The organism is Mesorhizobium hawassense (assembly GCF_003289945.1).
In the GTDB taxonomy this organism is placed as follows: domain Bacteria; phylum Pseudomonadota; class Alphaproteobacteria; order Rhizobiales; family Rhizobiaceae; genus Mesorhizobium; species Mesorhizobium hawassense.
Map to the genome: position 1 here is coordinate 557,155 of NZ_QMBP01000001.1, position 17,066 is coordinate 574,220.

16 protein-coding genes are annotated in these 17,066 nt (G+C 65.2%); 14 read left to right on the top strand and 2 right to left on the bottom strand.

Annotation, left to right across the window (positions count from 1 at the left end; all coding sequences use genetic code 11):
* Positions 1-50: 50 nt before the first annotated feature.
* On the bottom strand, positions 51-1,517 hold the full coding sequence (gene melA / locus DPM33_RS02520; protein WP_112095298.1) for an alpha-glucosidase/alpha-galactosidase: 1,467 nt from the start codon (positions 1,515-1,517) through the stop codon (positions 51-53).
* A 23-nt stretch (positions 1,518-1,540) separates the two neighbouring features.
* Between melA and DPM33_RS02525 the strand changes: the two genes are divergently transcribed.
* Positions 1,541-2,608 (top strand): AraC family transcriptional regulator, encoded by a 1,068-nt coding sequence (locus DPM33_RS02525; RefSeq protein WP_342634309.1) that lies wholly within the window; start codon positions 1,541-1,543, stop codon positions 2,606-2,608.
* A 66-nt stretch (positions 2,609-2,674) separates the two neighbouring features.
* Here the strand turns inward: DPM33_RS02525 and DPM33_RS02530 are convergent, their stop codons facing one another.
* Positions 2,675-3,784 carry a glycoside hydrolase family 25 protein gene (locus DPM33_RS02530; RefSeq protein ID WP_112095923.1) on the bottom strand — a complete coding sequence of 370 codons (1,110 nt, stop codon included), beginning with the start codon at positions 3,782-3,784 and terminating at the stop codon, positions 2,675-2,677.
* Positions 3,785-4,085: 301 nt separating this feature from the next.
* On the opposite strand from DPM33_RS02530, the gene DPM33_RS02535 reads away from it, so the two are divergent.
* From DPM33_RS02535 to DPM33_RS02590, 13 genes are all read left to right on the top strand, one after another.
* The gene (locus DPM33_RS02535; RefSeq protein WP_112095299.1) at positions 4,086-4,970 is read left to right on the top strand and encodes an AraC family transcriptional regulator; all 885 of its coding nucleotides are present in this window, start codon (positions 4,086-4,088) and stop codon (positions 4,968-4,970) included.
* A 299-nt stretch (positions 4,971-5,269) separates the two neighbouring features.
* Complete coding sequence (locus DPM33_RS02540; protein WP_112095300.1) at positions 5,270-6,352, top strand: ABC transporter substrate-binding protein; 1,083 nt, start codon at positions 5,270-5,272, stop codon at positions 6,350-6,352.
* 67 nt (positions 6,353-6,419) lie between these two features.
* Complete coding sequence (locus DPM33_RS02545; RefSeq protein WP_112095301.1) at positions 6,420-7,241, top strand: ATP-binding cassette domain-containing protein; 822 nt, start codon at positions 6,420-6,422, stop codon at positions 7,239-7,241.
* Positions 7,238-8,488: a sugar ABC transporter permease gene (locus DPM33_RS02550; protein ID WP_112095302.1), complete on the top strand. Its 1,251-nt coding sequence runs from the start codon at positions 7,238-7,240 to the stop codon at positions 8,486-8,488. Before DPM33_RS02545 ends, DPM33_RS02550 begins: the two co-directional genes overlap by 4 nt.
* A 24-nt stretch (positions 8,489-8,512) precedes the next feature.
* Positions 8,513-9,241, top strand: a complete 729-nt coding sequence (locus DPM33_RS02555) for an SDR family oxidoreductase (RefSeq protein WP_112095303.1) — start codon at positions 8,513-8,515, stop codon at positions 9,239-9,241.
* 138 nt (positions 9,242-9,379) lie between these two features.
* On the top strand, positions 9,380-10,987 hold the full coding sequence (locus tag DPM33_RS02560; protein WP_112095304.1) for an FGGY-family carbohydrate kinase: 1,608 nt from the start codon (positions 9,380-9,382) through the stop codon (positions 10,985-10,987).
* Between the two features lie 231 nt (positions 10,988-11,218).
* Complete coding sequence (locus DPM33_RS02565; RefSeq protein WP_112095305.1) at positions 11,219-12,988, top strand: acyl-CoA dehydrogenase family protein; 1,770 nt, start codon at positions 11,219-11,221, stop codon at positions 12,986-12,988.
* Positions 12,989-13,007: 19 nt separating this feature from the next.
* Positions 13,008-13,763: a crotonase/enoyl-CoA hydratase family protein gene (locus DPM33_RS02570; protein WP_112095306.1), complete on the top strand. Its 756-nt coding sequence runs from the start codon at positions 13,008-13,010 to the stop codon at positions 13,761-13,763.
* Between the two features lie 208 nt (positions 13,764-13,971).
* A complete protein-coding gene (locus DPM33_RS02575) occupies positions 13,972-14,973 on the top strand; it encodes a hypothetical protein (protein WP_245441966.1) in 1,002 nt (333 codons plus the stop codon).
* On the top strand, positions 14,958-15,296 hold the full coding sequence (locus tag DPM33_RS36765) for a hypothetical protein (RefSeq protein ID WP_245441967.1): 339 nt from the start codon (positions 14,958-14,960) through the stop codon (positions 15,294-15,296). Before DPM33_RS02575 ends, DPM33_RS36765 begins: the two co-directional genes overlap by 16 nt.
* A complete protein-coding gene (locus DPM33_RS02580) occupies positions 15,289-15,882 on the top strand; it encodes a hypothetical protein (RefSeq protein ID WP_112095307.1) in 594 nt (197 codons plus the stop codon). The genes DPM33_RS36765 and DPM33_RS02580 overlap by 8 nt, the downstream gene beginning before the upstream one ends.
* 6 nt (positions 15,883-15,888) lie before the next feature.
* The gene (locus DPM33_RS02585) at positions 15,889-16,470 is read left to right on the top strand and encodes a hypothetical protein (RefSeq protein ID WP_112095308.1); all 582 of its coding nucleotides are present in this window, start codon (positions 15,889-15,891) and stop codon (positions 16,468-16,470) included.
* A gap of 9 nt (positions 16,471-16,479) precedes the next feature.
* Positions 16,480-17,049 (top strand): hypothetical protein, encoded by a 570-nt coding sequence (locus tag DPM33_RS02590; RefSeq protein ID WP_112095309.1) that lies wholly within the window; start codon positions 16,480-16,482, stop codon positions 17,047-17,049.
* Positions 17,050-17,066: the final 17 nt, after the last annotated feature.

A 17,066-nucleotide genomic window follows, 5' to 3' on the forward strand; every position in this document is an offset into this window, starting at 1 on the left:
CCTCTTATTTTCGGATGGCTGATCCGACGGATGTCCCTCTGTCTCGGATCTCAGCCGGCCTGTTTCAGCGCCGCCTTTTCGGCGCGCAATTCCTCGATCGAGCGCACGCTGCGCCGTGCCGCGCCCGCCCATTCGCGGGTCTTGACCCTGGATTTCGAAAGCCGCTCCTTCGCCGCCGGAACCGCATCTCCATATTGCGGCAGCCATTGCGCCTGGGCGACGATCATCTCGTCCACCATCTGCCAGACCTCTTCCGGCGTCGACACGGCGCCGACGAGCGGGTCGTGCAGCACGGCGAGCTTCAACAGATCGATGTCGCCGGCAATCGCGGCGTGCACCGACATGCGCTGCACGTTGATCGAGGCCATGCAGGTGGCGGCGCAGGCTTCCGGCAGCGTGATGCCGGCCGCCATGTTGATGCCGAAGCGGTCGACGAAGCCGGGCGACTCGATGATGGCGTCCCGCGGCAGGTTGGTGATCACGCCGTCATTCTTGACGTTGAAGTGGCCGCGATAGACGCGGTTGGTTTCCAGCGCCTCGAGGATGTGGCTGGCATGCTCGTTGGAGCGTTTTGCCGGGTCGATCGGCTTCGAGGCGGCTTCGAGGAACTGCGGATATTCGGTCTCGAACCAGTTGCGGGTCTCGGTCGAGTAGCGGAGATAACCACCGGTCTCGCCATGGATCCAGTCGGACATGTCGATCCATCGCGTGATTTCGTCGGGGCGCTTGCGGTACCAGGGCAGATACTCCGACAGATGGCCGTTGCTTTCGGTCGAATAGACGCCGAAGCGCTTCAGCACGTCGATGCGCAGCTTTTCCTGTTTCGAATAGACCGGGTGCGCCTCGAAGGCGGCGACCAGCTCGTCCTTGCCGATCGGCCGGCCGTTCAGCCGCAACTCGATGAACCAGGTCTGGTGGTTGATGCCGGAGCAGACATAGTCGAGCTCGCGCGGCGATTTCGCGCCGAGCACCTCGGCGATCTGCTCGGCGCCGTGCTGGACGCCGTGGCAGAGCCCGACCGTGTCGACCTTGCCGTATTCGATCGCCGCCCAGGTGTTCATCGCCATCGGGTTGGCGTAGTTGAGGAACTTGGCATTCGTGTCGGCGACTTCGCGGATGTCCCGACAGAAGTCTAGGATCACCGGAATGTTGCGCTGGCCATAGAGGATGCCGCCGGCGCAGATCGTGTCGCCGACGCACTGGTCGATGCCATATTTCAGCGGAATGCGGATGTCGTCGGCATAGGCTTCGAGGCCGCCGACGCGCACGCAGCTGATGATGTAGCGCGCGCCTTCCAGCGCCTCGCGGCGGTTCGTCGTCGCCGTGACTTTGGTCGGAAGCTTGTTCGCCTCGACGATCCGGTCGAGGATCGCCTTGATCATCCCGAGATTGTGCTCGCTGATGTCGGTCAGCGCGAATTCGATGTCCCTGAATTCCGGCACGCACAGAATGTCGGTGAACAGCTTCTTGGTGAATCCGACGCTGCCTGCGCCGATAATAGCGATTTTGAAGCTCATCACCTTCACCTCGATCCAATCGAATGCTAGGCAAGGAGCAGCAAGGGAGGATTACGGTCGCGCGCCATGGCGCACGCACCGCTCAAATCCGGAAATCCGGCTTTTTCTCCTCCCGCCCGCTCCTCGACCGCGGGTCATTCCCGTTCTTGAGGGCCCGATTATGCGCTTATTCGCCGGCGCGACCAGAGAAGGATTATGCTTTCGAGGGTAATTTTGTGCTGCGGGACCTGATCGCCAACGGCAAGCTGATGCGGACGATTTCGCTGCCGCGCGGCCGCCAGCGTCTGCATGCCATGCCGACCAGCACGGGCTATGAAGTGCGCGAGGATGAGACCTATGACTGGGACGGGCGAAAGCGCGGCCAGACGCCCTTCACCGTGCTCCAGCACACCATCAGCGGCGCCGGCCAGCTACGCTACGAAAACCGCAGCTATCGGCTGCAGGCCAACGACACGCTGCTGGTGCTGGTGCCGCACAACCATCGCTATTGGCTGGCGAAGGGCGACCGCTGGGAATATTTCTGGATCTCGATGAATGGCGAGGAGGCGCTGCGCGTCCACAAGTCTATTCTTAGCGTCTCCGGCCCGGTGCTCCGGCTGCAGCAGGCGACCATCGATCATCTAGCCGATTGCAGCCTGCGGCTCATCAAGGGTGCCGGTTCGCCCGGCGCTGCCTCGGCGATCGCCTATGAGGCGGCGATGGCGCTTTACGACGATGTCTTCGGCTCGCATGCCTTCGCCGAAAAGCAGAGCGCCATGCAACCGGTCATCGACCACATCAACGCCAATCTCGACAAGCCGCTGCCAGTGGCGGAACTGGTCGAGATCAGCGGCCTCAGCCGCGCCCATTTCTCGCGTTGCTTCGCCGAGAGCGAGGGACTGCCGCCGGCGGAGTTCGTCCTGCAGCAGCGGCTGCAGCGCGCGGCGAAGCTCCTGACCAAGGCGGACTTCCTGCCGGTCAAAGAGGTCGCGGTGCTGTGCGGGTTCGAGGACGCGAACTACTTCTCCAAGGTCTTTCGGCGCTGCTACGGCATCAATCCGACGCAGTTCCGCACCACCGGCATGTATGCCAGCCTGGGGAACCATCGCTGACGATGCTCAATGCACGTCGCCCAAAAGTGCGCAGCGATTTTGGGACAACGACACGCGCTTTAGAGCTCAGTGCCGCTTCTGGTCGAGAGCGGTCGAAGCGGTGTTGACCGGATCGGCGGCCGCGAACGCCGCGTCGATCTGCTCGGGCGTGCGCTGCTCGGTCCGCTTCCAGGCGACATATTGCACGATGCCGAAGCCCGGGCGCCGCGGCACCGTCTTGACCACCGGCATGTGGAAACCGGCGCGGAATTTGTCCCAGCGCGATCCGAGCACGGCGACCATTTCCTCGACGGTCGGCGGCGTCGCCACATCGGCATAGGTGATCGTCACCTTGCCGGCCAGCGCCGTCTCGCGCGGAACTGGCACCGGGATCGAGGCGAGGTAGTCTGACGGCACGTCGAGCAGGCCGCCAAAGGCCCACTCCTGGCGCAGCTGGTCGGCGCTCATCGGCGCGACGCTGACGTCGATGTCGTTGGGCGTGCCCGGTACACGATAGGGGCAACGGAACCGGCCGCAATTGGCCTGCGCCGAGAATTGCCACAGCGCGTAGCCCTGCCAGTTGCCCATCGGGAAATGCACGTCGATGTCGGGCTTGTAGCGCGCATACCAGAGCGGCAACCGTGACAAGAGGCGATACTGGTAACGGTTGTCGGCGATGTACTGGGCGGTCTTGCCGTTGACGTAGAGCACCGGAAAGCGGCCGAGGCGGCGGTGCACCTGGCGCACGAACTCCTCGGCGTCTTCCAAAGACATCCATTGCGCAGGATCGATTCCTTCGATGTCCAGGGCCATCAGCTCGTCGGGCGCCGGCTCCGCGAAATCGATGAAATTGTTGGCCTGCTCGACCGGGTTGCCGGGGCGCGCGAGATGATAGGCGCCCCATTTCAGCCCAAGCGCCTTGGCCACGACCTTGCGCGTCTGGAACAATTCGCGCGTCACCGCATAGCGCTTCCACTGCGCCTTGCAGAGTTTGACGTCCGCCTCGGCGCCGAAGCAGAAGTAAGGCGGCGGCAGCCCGTCGGACGCCTTGTTGATGAAGCCGGCGATGCGCTTGTCGGTGACGAGTTGCTGCCAGTCGATCGAATTGTATTCGTAAGCGTCGATCACCAGCGGGCGGTCGGCATTCTTCCACGGCTCGGAGAAATCCGAGGCCTTTGCCGCCGTGCCCAGCACCATCGCCGCAGCGATCAGAGCCAGGCGGCGAAGAGGGCGCGCCGGCTTTTTCAATCAGGGTGTCCCCACTGACCAGGGAACGATCCTGAACGGCTATGGTTAAGGAATTGCTTTCAGAACATCGGCTGCTTCGGCCTGCTCCAAAACGTCAAAAAAGTATCGGTCGGGTGGACAAGCCGTGGTGGCAGGCGCTTCAATTGCCGCCTAAGCTTTCAATCATGGCGGCCAGTGGGAATACACGGCCCGCCGAACGAAGCGCAGCAACCGGTCACAAGCCCGGACCCGCGCGGGGAGGAAAATGAGCATGAATCCGGACCTGGAAGTCGTCCAGATCAGACAAGGAGAGTCGTTCAAGGCCTGGGCCCACGGCTATCCTTTCCGCACCGTGCGCTGGCACTTCCATCCCGAATACGAGCTGCATCTGGTCGTCGCCACCACCGGCCGCTATTTCGTCGGCGACTTCATCGGCGAGTTCGAGCCGGGCAATCTGGTGCTCACCGGACCCAACCTGCCGCACAACTGGGTCAGCGACGTGCCGCCGGGCGAGACCGTGCCGCTGCGTGGCCGCGTCGTGCAGTTCTCCGAAGAATTCATCGCCGACGCTTCTGCGGCGTTACCTGAACTTGCCGCCTGCGCCGGGATTCTCGAGACCAGCCGTCGCGGCGCGCTGTTCTCGCCGGCGACGGCCGAGCTCGCGGCGCCCCTGCTGGCGGAGCTGACCGAGGCGCAGGGCGTGCGCCGCCTGTCGCTGTTCATGGCCGTGCTCGATGTCTTGAACCGCGCCGGCGATGTCCGCACTTTGGCCAGCGCCGGCTATCTGCCGGACCCCTCGGGCTTCATGTCGGCAGGCATCAACCAGGCTCTCGCCTATATCAACGGCCACCTGACCGAGCCCTTCAGCGAAGGCACTTTGGCCGAGATCGCCGGGCGCAGCCCGAGCGCCTTCTCGCGCAGCTTCCGTCGCCACACCGGAATGGCGCTGGTGCAGTATGTCAACCGGCTGCGCGTCAACCTGGCCTGCCAGCTGCTGATGAGCGAGGGCCAGATGTCGATCACCGAAATCTGCTACGCCGCCGGCTACAACAACATCTCGAATTTCAACCGCCAGTTCCTGGCGCAGAAAGGCATGTCGCCTTCGCGCTTCAGGGCGTTGCTGGCGCAGAACATCAACGCGGAGATTGCCGCCTAACAGGGAGGAAGCGGGAGGAGCCAAAGGCAATTTCGGCCTGAAAGATTTCTGGCCGGAATTGCGTCGAAACGAAGAGAATTCAGGGAGGGAAAGACGCGGGGTGCGAGGCATCCTGTGCTAGGGATCGTTTGTCCTGAAACCAGCACGTCAGGAGGATGTTCGCGGCCAACCGGGATCGGATCGATCCTCGGCCGCCGCCGATCACACTCCTTGCAACAGTTCGACATGCAGTCAAGGCCTGATGCGTCGTTCATCGCGCAGGTCATCGTGAAACCATTTCTCGAAACGGAGACATTCGAATGACCAGAAATACTTGGAAATCGCCGTTTGCCTTGAAATCGACGGTCGCGGCCGTTTTCGCGGCCTCGCTGCTCGCCAGCACGGCGGCATTCGCCGGCGCCGTCACCGACGCCACGGTTGCCTTCCTGATGCCCGACCAGGCATCGACACGCTACGAGCAGCACGACTATCCCGGCTTCGTCGCCGAGATGAAGAAGCTCTGCCCGGGCTGCAAGGTGATCTACCAGAACGCCGATGCCGATGCGGCGCGCCAGCAGCAGCAGTTCAATTCGGTGATCTCGCAGGGCGCCAAGGCGATCGTGCTCGATCCGGTCGATTCCACCGCCGCCGCCTCGCTGGTCAAGCTGGCCCAGAGCCAGGGCGTCAAGGTGATCGCCTATGACCGGCCCATCCCGACCGCGCCCGCCGATTTCTACGTGTCCTTCAACAATGAGGGCATCGGCAAGGCGATCGCCGACTCGCTGGTCGAGCATCTCAAGGCGCTCAAGGTCGACCCGGCCGGTGGCGGCCTGCTGCAGATCAACGGTTCCCCGACCGATGCCGCAGCGGGCCTGATCAAGAAGGGCATCCACGAAGGTCTCGACAACAGCGGCTATCCGATCCTGGCCGAGTTCGACACGCCGGAATGGGCGCCGCCGAAGGCCCAGCAATGGGCGAGCGGCCAGGTCACGCGTTTCGGCGCCAAGATCCTCGGCGTCGTCGCCGCCAATGACGGCACCGGCGGCGGCGCGATCGCCGCCTTCAAGGCGGCCGGCGTCGATCCGGTTCCGCCGGTGACCGGTAACGATGCGACGATCGCGGCTTTGCAGCTGATCATCGCCGGCGACCAGTACAACACCATCTCCAAGCCGAGCGAGATCGTCGCGGCGGCCGCGGCCAACGTCGCCGTCAAGCTGTTGTCGGGCGAGACGCCGAAGGCCGAGATGACGCTTTACGACACGCCCTCGCAGCTCTTCACCCCGGCGGTGGTGACGCAGGAGAACCTCAAGGCCGAGATCATCGACAAGAAGATCAACACGGCCGCCGAACTCTGCGTCGATCGCTATGCCGAAGGCTGCAAGAAGCTCGGTATCACCAACTGATAATATGGCATCCGGCCGCCAGTCGGCGGCCGGATGCCCAGGGAACGACTGTCAAGAAAGGCGGCGCATGAGTGAGAGTCCTGAAGGGTCGGCTTCCGTCGGCGAGCTGGTGCTCAGCCTGCGCGGCATATCGAAGAATTTCGGCGCCGTTTCGGCGCTGACCGATATCGATTTCGACGTCCATGCCGGCGAGGTCGTCGCTTTGGTCGGCGACAACGGCGCCGGCAAGTCGACCCTGGTCAAGATCCTCGCCGGCGTGCATCAGCCGAGTTCGGGAACGATCAATTTCCGCGGCAGGGCGGTGACGCTGCCCGACCCGCGCGCGGCGCTGACGCTTGGCATCGCCACGGTGTTCCAGGATCTCGCGCTCTGCGAAAACCTCGATGTGGTCGCCAACATTTTCCTCGGCAACGAGCTCAGCCCGCTGCGTCTGGACGAGGTGGCGATGGAGATGCGGGCCTGGACGCTGCTAAACGAATTGTCGGCGCGCATTCCGAGCGTGCGCGAGGCGGTCGCCTCGCTGTCCGGCGGCCAGCGCCAGACGGTCGCCATCGCGCGCTCGCTGCTGCTCGAGCCGAAACTCATCCTGCTCGATGAGCCGACCGCCGCCCTTGGCGTCGCCCAGACGGCGGAGGTGCTCAACCTCATCGACCGCGTCCGCGCGCGCGGCCTCGGCGTCGTGATGATCAGCCACAACATGGAGGATGTCCGCGCCGTCGCCGACCGCATCGTGGTGCTGCGGCTGGGGCGCAACAACGGCGTCTTCGAGCCCGACGCCTCGAACCAGGATCTGGTGAGCGCCATCACCGGCGCGTCCAACAATTCGGTGTCGCGCCGCGCCGAGCGCCTGCGGGCGGAACGCGATCAGGCGAGGGAGCAGCATCCATGACGGAGCAAGGCAATTCGGCTCCCATGGCGCTCGACCGCGCCGATGCGCGAGTGAAGCATGAAGCCGGCCTCGGCGGCGCGGTCAGCGCCTTCCTCGACCGCGTGCGCAGCGGCGATCTCGGCTCGCTGCCGGTCGTCGTCGGCCTCGTCGTCATCTGGACCGTGTTCACCAGCCTCAACCCGGTGTTCGTCTCCAGCAGCAATCTGGTCAATCTCCTGTTCGACTGCTCGACGGTCGGCGTCATCGCGCTCGGCATCGTCTGCGTGCTGATGGTCGGCGAGATCGATCTTTCCGTCGGCTCGATCAGCGGCTTCGCCTCGGCGATGGTCGGCACGCTCTGGGTCAACCAGGGATGGCCGGTCGCGCTCGCCATCGTCGCCGCGTTGGCCTTTGGCGCCCTGATCGGCTCGCTCTATGCCTTGCTGTTCAACCGGCTCGGCATGCCGAGCTTCGTGTCGACGCTGGCCGGCCTGCTCGCGGTGCTGGGCATGCAGCTCTACATCCTCGGCTCCACCGGCTCGATCAACCTGCCCTATGGCTCGGCTCTGGTCGATTTCGGCCAGCTGATGGTGATGCCGAAATGGGTCTCGCACACGCTGGCGGCGATCCCCGGCCTGGCGATGCTGATCAGCGGCCTTCGCACCTTCGCGCGCCGCCGCGCGGCCAACCTGTCGACGCCTTCGGTGGCCGGGCTCATCCTGCGCGTCGCCGCCACAACAATCGGCCTCGAGCTGATCGTCGCCTACCTCAACCAGTCGCGCGGCATCCCATGGATGTTCGGCCTCTTCGTCGGCCTCGTCGTGGCGATGAACTATGCGCTCACCCGGACCAAATGGGGGCGTTCGATGACCGCCGTCGGCGGCAACCGGGAGGCGGCGCGGCGCGCCGGCATCAAGGTGCGCGCCATCTATCTCAGTGCCTTCGCGCTGTGCTCGCTTTTCGCCGCGCTCGGCGGCGTGCTTGCGGCGGCGCGGCTCGCTTCCGCCAGCCAGCAGGCCGGCACCGGCGATGTCAACCTGAACGCCATCGCGGCCGCGGTCATCGGCGGCACCAGCCTGTTCGGCGGCCGCGGCAGCGCCTATTCGGCGCTGCTCGGCATCATCGTCATCCAGTCGATCGCCAGCGGCCTGACGCTGCTCGATCTGTCCTCGTCGCTTCGCTACATGATCACCGGTGCCGTTCTCGCCATCGCCGTGATCGTCGACTCCCTGGCGCGCAGGTCCCGTGCTTCGCACGGCCGCGCCTGAACAGTTCAAACGAGAAGGGTACACATGGCTCACGATCTTTCGGGAAAAGTCGCCGCGATCACCGGCGCGGCATCGGGCATCGGCCTCGAATGCGCCAGGGCCATGCTGGCGGCCGGCGCCCGCGTCGTGCTGGTCGACAGGGCAGGGGACAAGCTGAAGGAGATCGTCGGCGAACTCGGCTCCGGCGCGATCCCGCTGGTGGTCGACCTCACCAGCCCCGCCAGCGTCGCGACTATGCTGCCCGGCATCCTCGACAAGGCCGGCCAGCTCGACATCTTCCACGCCAATGCCGGCTCCTATGTCGGCGGCGAGATCCTGAACGGCGATCCCGACGCGTGGGACCGCATGCTGAACCTCAACATCAACTCGGTCTTCCGCTCGGTGCACGCGGTGCTGCCGCACATGGTCGGACGCAAGACCGGCGACATCATCGTCACCAGTTCCATCGCCGGCCTGGTTCCGGTCGTCTGGGAGCCGGTCTACACGGCCTCGAAGCATGCCATCCAGGCGTTCGTTCATACGCTGCGCCGGCAGGTCGCCAAGCACGGCCTGCGCGTCGGCGCCGTGGCACCGGGGCCGGTTGTGACGGCGCTGATCAGCGACTGGCCGAAGCAGAAGCTCGAGGACGAGCTCGCGGCCGGCGGGCTGATGCAGCCCACCGAGGTCGCGGACGCCGTCCTGTTCATGCTCACACGGCCAAGAAACATCACCATCCGCGACCTGGTGATCCTGCCGCAGAGCAATGATCTGTAGGCAGTAGGTACTAGGCAGTAGGGAATAGGGAAAGAGGTTCTTGCGTCCGGCCATTCAACACTGACCATCTCCTACTGCCTACTGCCTACTGCCTACTGCCTACTGCCTACTGCCTACTGCCTTAACTTGAGGTCCCCCATGCCTTCCCATTTCCTCGGCATCGATGTCGGCACCGGCAGCGCGCGCGCCGGCGTCTTCGACGAGCGCGGCGAGCTGCTCGCTTCCGCCAAGCGCGATATCGCCCTCTTCGTCGAGCCCGGCGAGATCGCCGAGCAGTCCAGCCGAGACATCTGGCAGGCGGTGTGCGCCAGCGTGCGCGAGGCGGTCGCGAAGTCGGGCGTCGGCCCCCGGAACATCGGCGGCATAGGCTTTGATGCGACCTGTTCCCTGGTGGTAGTCGGCGACGATGGCGAGCCGCTGCCTGTGGGGCGTTCCGGAGACAGCGATCGAAACATCATCGTCTGGATGGATCATCGCGCCCTCGACCAGACGAGGCGCATCAATGCGCTGCGGCATCCGGTCCTCGACTATGTCGGCGGCGTCATCTCGCCGGAAATGGAGACGCCGAAGCTTTTGTGGCTGAAGGAAAACCTGCCCGCGACCTTTGCCAAAGCGAAGCATTTCTTCGACCTCGCCGATTACCTGAGCTGGCGCGCCACCGGCAGCCTTGCCCGTTCGGTCTGCACGCTTTCCTGCAAATGGACCTATCTCAGCCACGAGCGGCGGTGGGACGACGGCTATTTCCAGGCCGTCGGACTCGGCGAGCTTGCGGACGAGGGTTTTGCTCGCATCGGCACGGAAGTGGTCGATCCCGGCGCGGCGGTGGGTGCCGGCCTGACGGAGGCGGCCGCGGCCGAACTGGGACTGTTCGCGGGCACGATCGTGGCCGCCGGGCTGATCGACGCCCATGCCGGCGGCGTCGGCACGGTGGGGGCGGCCGGCGATGCCGGCACCACTCTCTCGCGCATGGCCTATGTGCTCGGCACCTCGGCCTGCACCATGGCAAGCAGCGAAGGTCCGGCCTTCGTGCCGGGCGTGTGGGGACCCTACTATTCCGCCATGGTGCCGGGGTTCTGGCTGAGCGAGGGCGGCCAGTCGGCGGCCGGCGCGGCGATCGATCTCCTGGTGCATTTCCACCCGGCCCAGGCCGAGGCTTCCGCGCGCGCCACGGCTGAAGGCAAATCGCTGGTCGACTGGCTGGCCGCGGCAGCGACGGCGGGTTCGCGCGACCTGTCGGCCGCCGTCGCGCTCGCGGGCAGCATCCATGTGGTGCCCGAATTCCTCGGCAATCGTTCGCCCTTGGCCGACCCCGATGCGCGCGGCTTGATCGCCGGGCTCGGCACCGATCGCTCCATCGAAAGCCTCGTCGGCCTCTACGTGGCCGGGCTTTGCGGCCTCGGTTACGGCGTGCGCCAGATCGTGGCCGCGATGGCGTCGTCTGGCCATGCCGTCGACACCATCGTCATCAGCGGCGGTGCCGGGCAGTCGCCGCTGGTGCGTCAGCTGCTCGCCGACGCCGCCGGCCTGCCGGTCGCCGCCTCGCAATCGCCGGAACCGGTACTGCTCGGCGCCGCGATGCTCGGAGCGGTGGCGGCCGGCAGGTATGCGGATTTATCGACTGCCATGCCTGCCATGTCCCGGCTCGGTGACGTTTTCGCACCTGCGACGGGCGCCACGCGGGCGTTACACGACAAGCGTTACGAAGCCTTCCTGGCCCTGCAGGCGGTGGGCCGCAGCATACGCTGAGGGATCGATCAGCGCCTGAAGGCAACAAAAGCCTCGAAAATTGGCCGAACCCGTCGCGTTCGTGGGCGGAGCAAGGAGCGTACCGACGCTCGCAGCCCGTGGATGACGAAGTCTATGCAAAATCCGCGTGACAAAAGTTGACGTTTACGTAAAAAGAAGGTGCGAGATCGACGATGGTTTCGCTTCAGCCATGCGACTACGCTTGGCCGGAACGGAGGAGGAGCAGCAGACATGTATCGCGCGCCGGTCGAGGACATCGCCTTCACGCTGAAGCACGTCGCCGGGCTGAAGCCGGCGCTGGATGCCGGCACATTCGGCGACCTCGGCGAGGACCTGGTCGACGCGATCCTGGCCGAAGCCGGCCGCTTCGCCAGCGAGGAGGTGGCGCCGCTCCACAAGATCGGCGACGAACATGGCGCGGTGCTGAAGGATGCTTCCGTCACCACGCCGCCCGGCTGGAAGGAGCTTTACCGGCGCTGGATCGAAGGCGGCTGGAACGCGCTGTCCGGGCCGGAAGAGTTCGGCGGACAGGGCCTGCCGACCATGCTCGGCGTCGCCGCGCTCGAGATGTGGAACTCCGCCGCCATGGCCTTCGGCATCGGCCCGACGCTGACCATGGGCGCTGTCGAGGCGCTCGACAAGCATGCCTCCGAGGGACTCAAGGCCAAATACCTCACAAAACTCGTCTCCGGCGAGTGGATGGGCACGATGAATCTGACCGAGCCGCAGGCGGGCTCCGACCTCGCGGCCCTGCGCAGCCGCGCCGAGCCTGTCGGCGACGGCAGCTACCGCATCTTCGGCCAGAAGATTTTCATCACCTATGGCGAGCACGATTTCACCGACAACATCGTGCATCTGGTGCTGGCCAGGCTGCCCGACGCGCCGGCCGGTACGCGCGGCATCTCTCTGTTCTTGGTGCCGAAGTTCTTCGTCAACGACGACGGCTCGCTCGGCGCCCGCAACGACGTCTTCTGTTCCGGCCTCGAGCACAAACTCGGCATCCATGCCTCGCCGACCTGCACCATCATCTATGGCGACGGCTTCCAGGGCGCGACGCCCGGCGCCATCGGCTGGCTGATCGGCGAGGAGAACAAGGGTCTCGCCTGCATGTTCACCATGATGAACAACGCTCGCCTCGCCGTCGGCATGCAGGGCGTGGCCGTGGCCGAGACCGCGACGCAGAAGGCAATCGCCTATGCGAATGAGCGCCGCCAGGGCAAGGCCTCTGACTATTCGGGGCCCGGCATGGCGCCGATCGTCCATCACCCGGACGTGCAGCGCAATCTGCTCACCATGCGGGCGCTGACGCAGATCGCTCGTTCGATCAGCTATTGCTGCGCGCACGCGCTTGACCGTGCCCGCCTCGGCGAGGGCGAGGCAGCCGCCAACTGGCGCGACCGCGCCAACCTTTTGACGCCGCTGGCGAAGGCCTTCTCGACCGACGTCGGCGTCGAGGTTGCCTCGCTGGGTGTTCAGGTGCATGGCGGCATGGGCTTCATCGAGGAGACGGGCGCGGCGGCGCTTTATCGCGATGCCCGCATCGCCCCGATCTATGAAGGCACCAACGGCATCCAGGCGATCGACCTTGTGGCGCGAAAGCTGCCGCTCGGCGGCGGCGAGCACGTCCATTCCTATATCGGCGAGTTGAAAGCGGTTGCCGATGCGGTGCGCACGTCGAACATCGACGGCTTCGGCCGCACGGCCGACAACCTCGACCGTGCGCTGGCTGATCTCGACGAGGCGACCCGCTTCCTGCAGAAGCTCACGGCCGACGGTAAGGCCGACGCCGCGATGGCTGGCGCCACGCCCTATCTGCGCCTTTTCTCGCTTGCCGCCGGCGGCGCCTATCTGGCGCAGGGCGGCCTCGCCGACCGCAACCGCATCGCGCTTTGCCGCTTCTTCGCCGAGAACCTGCTCGGCGAGACGCGCGCCCTGAAGGAGCGCGTCATCGACGGCGCCGAAAGCCTCGCCGCTGCCGGCAAGGCGCTGATCTCCGCTTGACGTTCACAGGGAAAAAATCGTGACCGACCATGTCCTTATCGAGCGCCGCGGCGCGGTGCAGATCATCCGGATGAACAGGCCGGACAAGAAGAACGCGCTGACACGCGCCATGTACGCGAAAATGTCGGCCGCACTTGCCGAGGGCGACGCCGATCCGGCGGTTCGCGTCCATGTCTTCCTCGGCGTTCCCGGTGCCTTTTCCGCCGGCAACGACCTTGCCGACTTCCTGGTCATCGCCACCGGCGGCGAAGGCGGCAACGAGGTCTGGGATTTCCTGATGGCGCTGGCCAGGGCCGAAAAACCAATGGTGTCGGGGGTCGACGGCATCGCCGTCGGCATCGGCACCACGCTCAACCTGCATTGCGACATGACCTTCGCCACGCCGCGTACGCTCTTCCGCACGCCCTTCGTCGATCTCGGCCTTGTGCCGGAAGCGGGTTCGAGCCTGATTGCGCCGCAACTTCTGGGGCGGCAGGGCGCCTTCGCTCTGCTCGGTCTCGGCGAGGGTTTTTCGGCCGAGCGCGCCAAGGCCGCGGGTCTGATCTACGACGTCGTCGCGGAAGACGCGCTGGAAGCCGCTGTGCTGGCCGCCGCCAACGCCATCGCCGCCAAGCCGCCGCAGGCGCTGAAGATCGCGCGCGACCTCATGCGCGAGCCGCGCGAAGAACTGGTCGCCCGCATCAAGGTCGAAAGCGAGCATTTCCGCGAGCGCCTGACCTCAGAGGAGGCGCGCGCGGCGCTGAACGCTTTCATGACGCGCAAGAAGTCGAGCTGATCCCGCGACACTGTCAGGTTGTGTCAGCTTCGCGCGAAACTCGCGTAAAACGCGATTTTCGGTCTGCACACTCTCAGCCCGCCGCCCTATCTCGTAGAGCCGACGGGGCGGGGGCTTGGTCGGTGGAGAAGACATGGCCCGCAAAATTGCCGCCCACGCGCAATCTTCCGAAACGATGAGGCATGCATTGACGGATTGAGCGTCCGACATGCTTGCCGTTGCCGTAAAACCGCTGGCGCTGACCCTGAAACTCTGGTGGCGCTTCTGGCCGCAACTGGTTGCCATCGTGCTTTTGGGCATCATGTTCGGCGACCTGTTCATGCAGGTCGCTGCGCGCATCGCCCTGCTCAACCACATGGCGGGCCTCGCCCTGCTGACGCTCGTCGCGCTGACTCAACTCATCGTCACCGTCGCCTTGTTCCAGACGCTGCTGCCCGCCTTGCCTTCCGTGCGCGCCGCGCAACAGGCGGCTCAGGGTGAAAGCGAAACCGGACCGCGCAGCGGCAGCGCCCGGCTGGCGCGTATGGTCAGCGTCGCGCTGCTGCCCTTCTTCGCCTATTACGCCGCCTGGGGCTTTTTGGGCGACACCGTGCGGCAATATTCGCGCGTCACCCTCGACATGGCCCCCTTCGGCGAAGGCGCCGGCAACGTGCTCGACGTGCTGGATTCGCGCTGGCTGATCGTGTCGGTCGTCATCTCCTGGCTGATCAGACGCCTGGCCACCGCCATGCAGAAGCGCGGCGCCTCGCGCTCCTTCTGGCAGATCGTCGTGGTGATCTGCGAGACCAACTGGATCTTCATCGGTCTCTATGTGATCTCGCGCTGGAAGGACGAGGCCGTCGGCTGGATCATGAGCCGCAACATCTTTTCTGTCCTGCAGGCCGCCGCTGACGGCGCCACGCATCCCGTCACCAGCGCCTTCGCCGCTCCAATGGTGCCGGTCGAGGTGAGCTCGATCGACACGGCCACCAAGCTCATGAACCTGTTCTTCTACATGCTCTTGCCGGTGATCTGGCTGGTGCTCGCGGCGCTGATCTATGGCTATGACGTGCGCGACGACAAGGAACTGATACGCGTGCACCGGCGCGTCGAACGTCTGGCGAGCGCTACCGCGCCATCCCGAAATTCCTGCGCGACTTCGCCGAGCATTTCATCTCCGGCTACCGTTCGCGTTACCTGCCTATCGCCAATGGCGTGCGCATCACGCTGAGCTCGGGCGTGGTGCTGATCGTGACCCTGATCGTCGGCTACCGCCTGATCGACTGGCTGGCCGCCTGGGCGTGGCTCGGCATGACACGGCTCATCGGCCCGCACGAGCTTGACACATGGCAGGTGCTTTCCCAAGGAGTGTCGCTGCTGTTCGGCAGCCCGTTCCAGGATTCCTCGACCGGCATCCTTGTCGAGCCGCTGCGCATCTCATTCCTCGCCGCGATCCTCGAAACCGCCTTTGCGCTGCCCAAGCACCAGACCAGCGAGAACACCGAGCCCGCCGGACCGGCCGACGCCCGCCAAGTCGAGGCGCAGAATGCTTGAAAGCGCTCGTTCACGGCTGAAAGCCTGGATCGTCGCCGGCGTCGGTACGGCGGCGGCAATCGCCGTTGCCGGCGTCTTGGGTGCTTTCGCCGCAAGGCATGAGCCATTGCCGGCTCTGGCGCCGGCCGGCCGGATCGAAACCGGGCAGTGGCTCCTGCGGCCATTGAAGGCCTATGCCACGGCGGAGAAATACACTTACGGCGCGTTGCTCAGGCCGGGCGGCAAGGCGCTGGTACTCGAGCTCGAAATGACCAACCGGACAGCGAAATCCACCAAGGATTATTTCGACTTGCTGCAGGCAAGCCAGAAGACGGTCGATCCGGCAACCAAACCTTTCATCGTGCTGACGCGCGATTCGACGATGTCGCCGGAACTGCATCCCGGCATGCCGGAACGCATGGCCTATATCTGGCAATTGCCCGATGGGGCGGCGGTGCCGGCAAGCTTCAACCTGACGGTCATCAGCAAGACCTACAAGCCGCGCGACAATCTTTACGGCCTGCCGGGCTGGTTCAATCCGACGCCGATCGGCACCATGACCATTCCCGTCGGCGCCGGGCCTGACGGCGCGGATATGCAGCCATGATGCGCCATGATGATGCGTAAGTCGGCCAACACCATCCTGCTGCTTGTCGCGGTGGCGTTCTGCTACGGTCTGCAGGTTTCGAAGCCGCGTTATGGCGACCTGATCGGCCCGATCCCCGCGCGCGGCAAGCTGGGCGACACCGTCGTCGGGCGCGGCTTCGAGGTCCATGCCGAGAAGATCGAGTTCGCCCGCAAGCTGACAGTCGATCAGTACGGCCAGAGCAAGGTCCTGACCACCGGCGGCGTCTGGGCGGTGGTTACGGTTGAGTTCGCGGCGCGGGCGCAGTCGACGGTCGTCTCCGTCGCGTCCTGGCGCGGACCGACGGGCCTCACTTACGACCAGACGGAGCGGCTGTCCTTCATGAACGGGCTTTTGCCGGTCGCGCTCGATCCCGGTCTGCCGAGGAAAGCGAGGCTGATTTTCGAACTGCGGCCGGACGAGGTGAGCAACGCGACCTTGCTCGTTTCCGAAAAGCTGGTGGCGGCACTGGATTCGCAGGCCGAAATATCACTCGGGCCGGTGACCGTCGCGGCGGACGGCCTGCCAGCCGGCACGGTCGACATGCTGGACATGGCGCAGCCACTCTGAGGATAGCAAATGACGGCGGAGGTTCTGGACCAGGAACGTAGGGTCGGTGAGCGGAAATGGCGCCGCCGCAGCCTGTGGTCGCTCGTCCTCCTGATCCCGTTGGCCTTGGGCGTCGAGGCCTATGACAGCGTCAAGGCGTTGCTCGGCGACAACGACCTGTTCGCGCGTCGCGTCGCCTGGGGGCAGAGCACGCATTTCGGCGGCAGCGACTGGAAGCTGACCGACCTGCGCGGGGCTTTCGGCATGTCGAACCTGCCGCCGGACTCGGTGCCCGTGCTGGCCGACTTCCAGGTGAAAGTCGGCGATCCGGACCTGCAGCACCTCTGGCTCGGCTGCAAGGTCATGCTGATCGACAAGGACGGCCGGCGCTGGTCGCCGACCTCGATCGTTTCGCTGAAAACCACCGACAAGGTTGAAACCTGCGTCTCGGCTATTTTCTCGGGCGCAAAAAGCGGCGACACGCTCAACCTGCGCGAGACGTTTCTGGTGCCGAAGGAAGCGACCAAATCCATCCGCCCGGCCGTCAGCGTCGCCGGCGAGCGGCCGCGTTTCCTGCTTTTCCAGCTGGAGAAGGACTGATTTCCGGCAGGCTTTGG

What these genes read in the sequence shown, in the direction of transcription:
- DPM33_RS02545 (WP_112095301.1), top strand. Translation starts at nt 6,420, where the DNA reads ATGAGTGAGAGTCCTGAAGGGTCGGCTTCCGTCGGCGAGCTGGTGCTC.
- DPM33_RS02575 (WP_245441966.1), top strand. Translation starts at nt 13,972, where the DNA reads ATGCTTGCCGTTGCCGTAAAACCGCTGGCGCTGACCCTGAAACTCTGG.
- DPM33_RS02550 (WP_112095302.1), top strand. Translation starts at nt 7,238, where the DNA reads ATGACGGAGCAAGGCAATTCGGCTCCCATGGCGCTCGACCGCGCCGAT.
- DPM33_RS02580 (WP_112095307.1), top strand. Translation starts at nt 15,289, where the DNA reads ATGCTTGAAAGCGCTCGTTCACGGCTGAAAGCCTGGATCGTCGCCGGC.
- DPM33_RS02585 (WP_112095308.1), top strand. Translation starts at nt 15,889, where the DNA reads ATGATGATGCGTAAGTCGGCCAACACCATCCTGCTGCTTGTCGCGGTG.
- DPM33_RS02525 (WP_342634309.1), top strand. Translation starts at nt 1,541, where the DNA reads ATGCTAGGCAAGGAGCAGCAAGGGAGGATTACGGTCGCGCGCCATGGC.
- DPM33_RS02590 (WP_112095309.1), top strand. Translation starts at nt 16,480, where the DNA reads ATGACGGCGGAGGTTCTGGACCAGGAACGTAGGGTCGGTGAGCGGAAA.
- DPM33_RS02565 (WP_112095305.1), top strand. Translation starts at nt 11,219, where the DNA reads ATGTATCGCGCGCCGGTCGAGGACATCGCCTTCACGCTGAAGCACGTC.
- DPM33_RS02555 (WP_112095303.1), top strand. Translation starts at nt 8,513, where the DNA reads ATGGCTCACGATCTTTCGGGAAAAGTCGCCGCGATCACCGGCGCGGCA.
- DPM33_RS02530 (WP_112095923.1), bottom strand. Translation starts at nt 3,784, where the DNA reads ATGGTGCTGGGCACGGCGGCAAAGGCCTCGGATTTCTCCGAGCCGTGG.
- DPM33_RS02560 (WP_112095304.1), top strand. Translation starts at nt 9,380, where the DNA reads ATGCCTTCCCATTTCCTCGGCATCGATGTCGGCACCGGCAGCGCGCGC.
- DPM33_RS02540 (WP_112095300.1), top strand. Translation starts at nt 5,270, where the DNA reads ATGACCAGAAATACTTGGAAATCGCCGTTTGCCTTGAAATCGACGGTC.
- melA (WP_112095298.1), bottom strand. Translation starts at nt 1,517, where the DNA reads ATGAGCTTCAAAATCGCTATTATCGGCGCAGGCAGCGTCGGATTCACC.
- DPM33_RS02535 (WP_112095299.1), top strand. Translation starts at nt 4,086, where the DNA reads ATGAATCCGGACCTGGAAGTCGTCCAGATCAGACAAGGAGAGTCGTTC.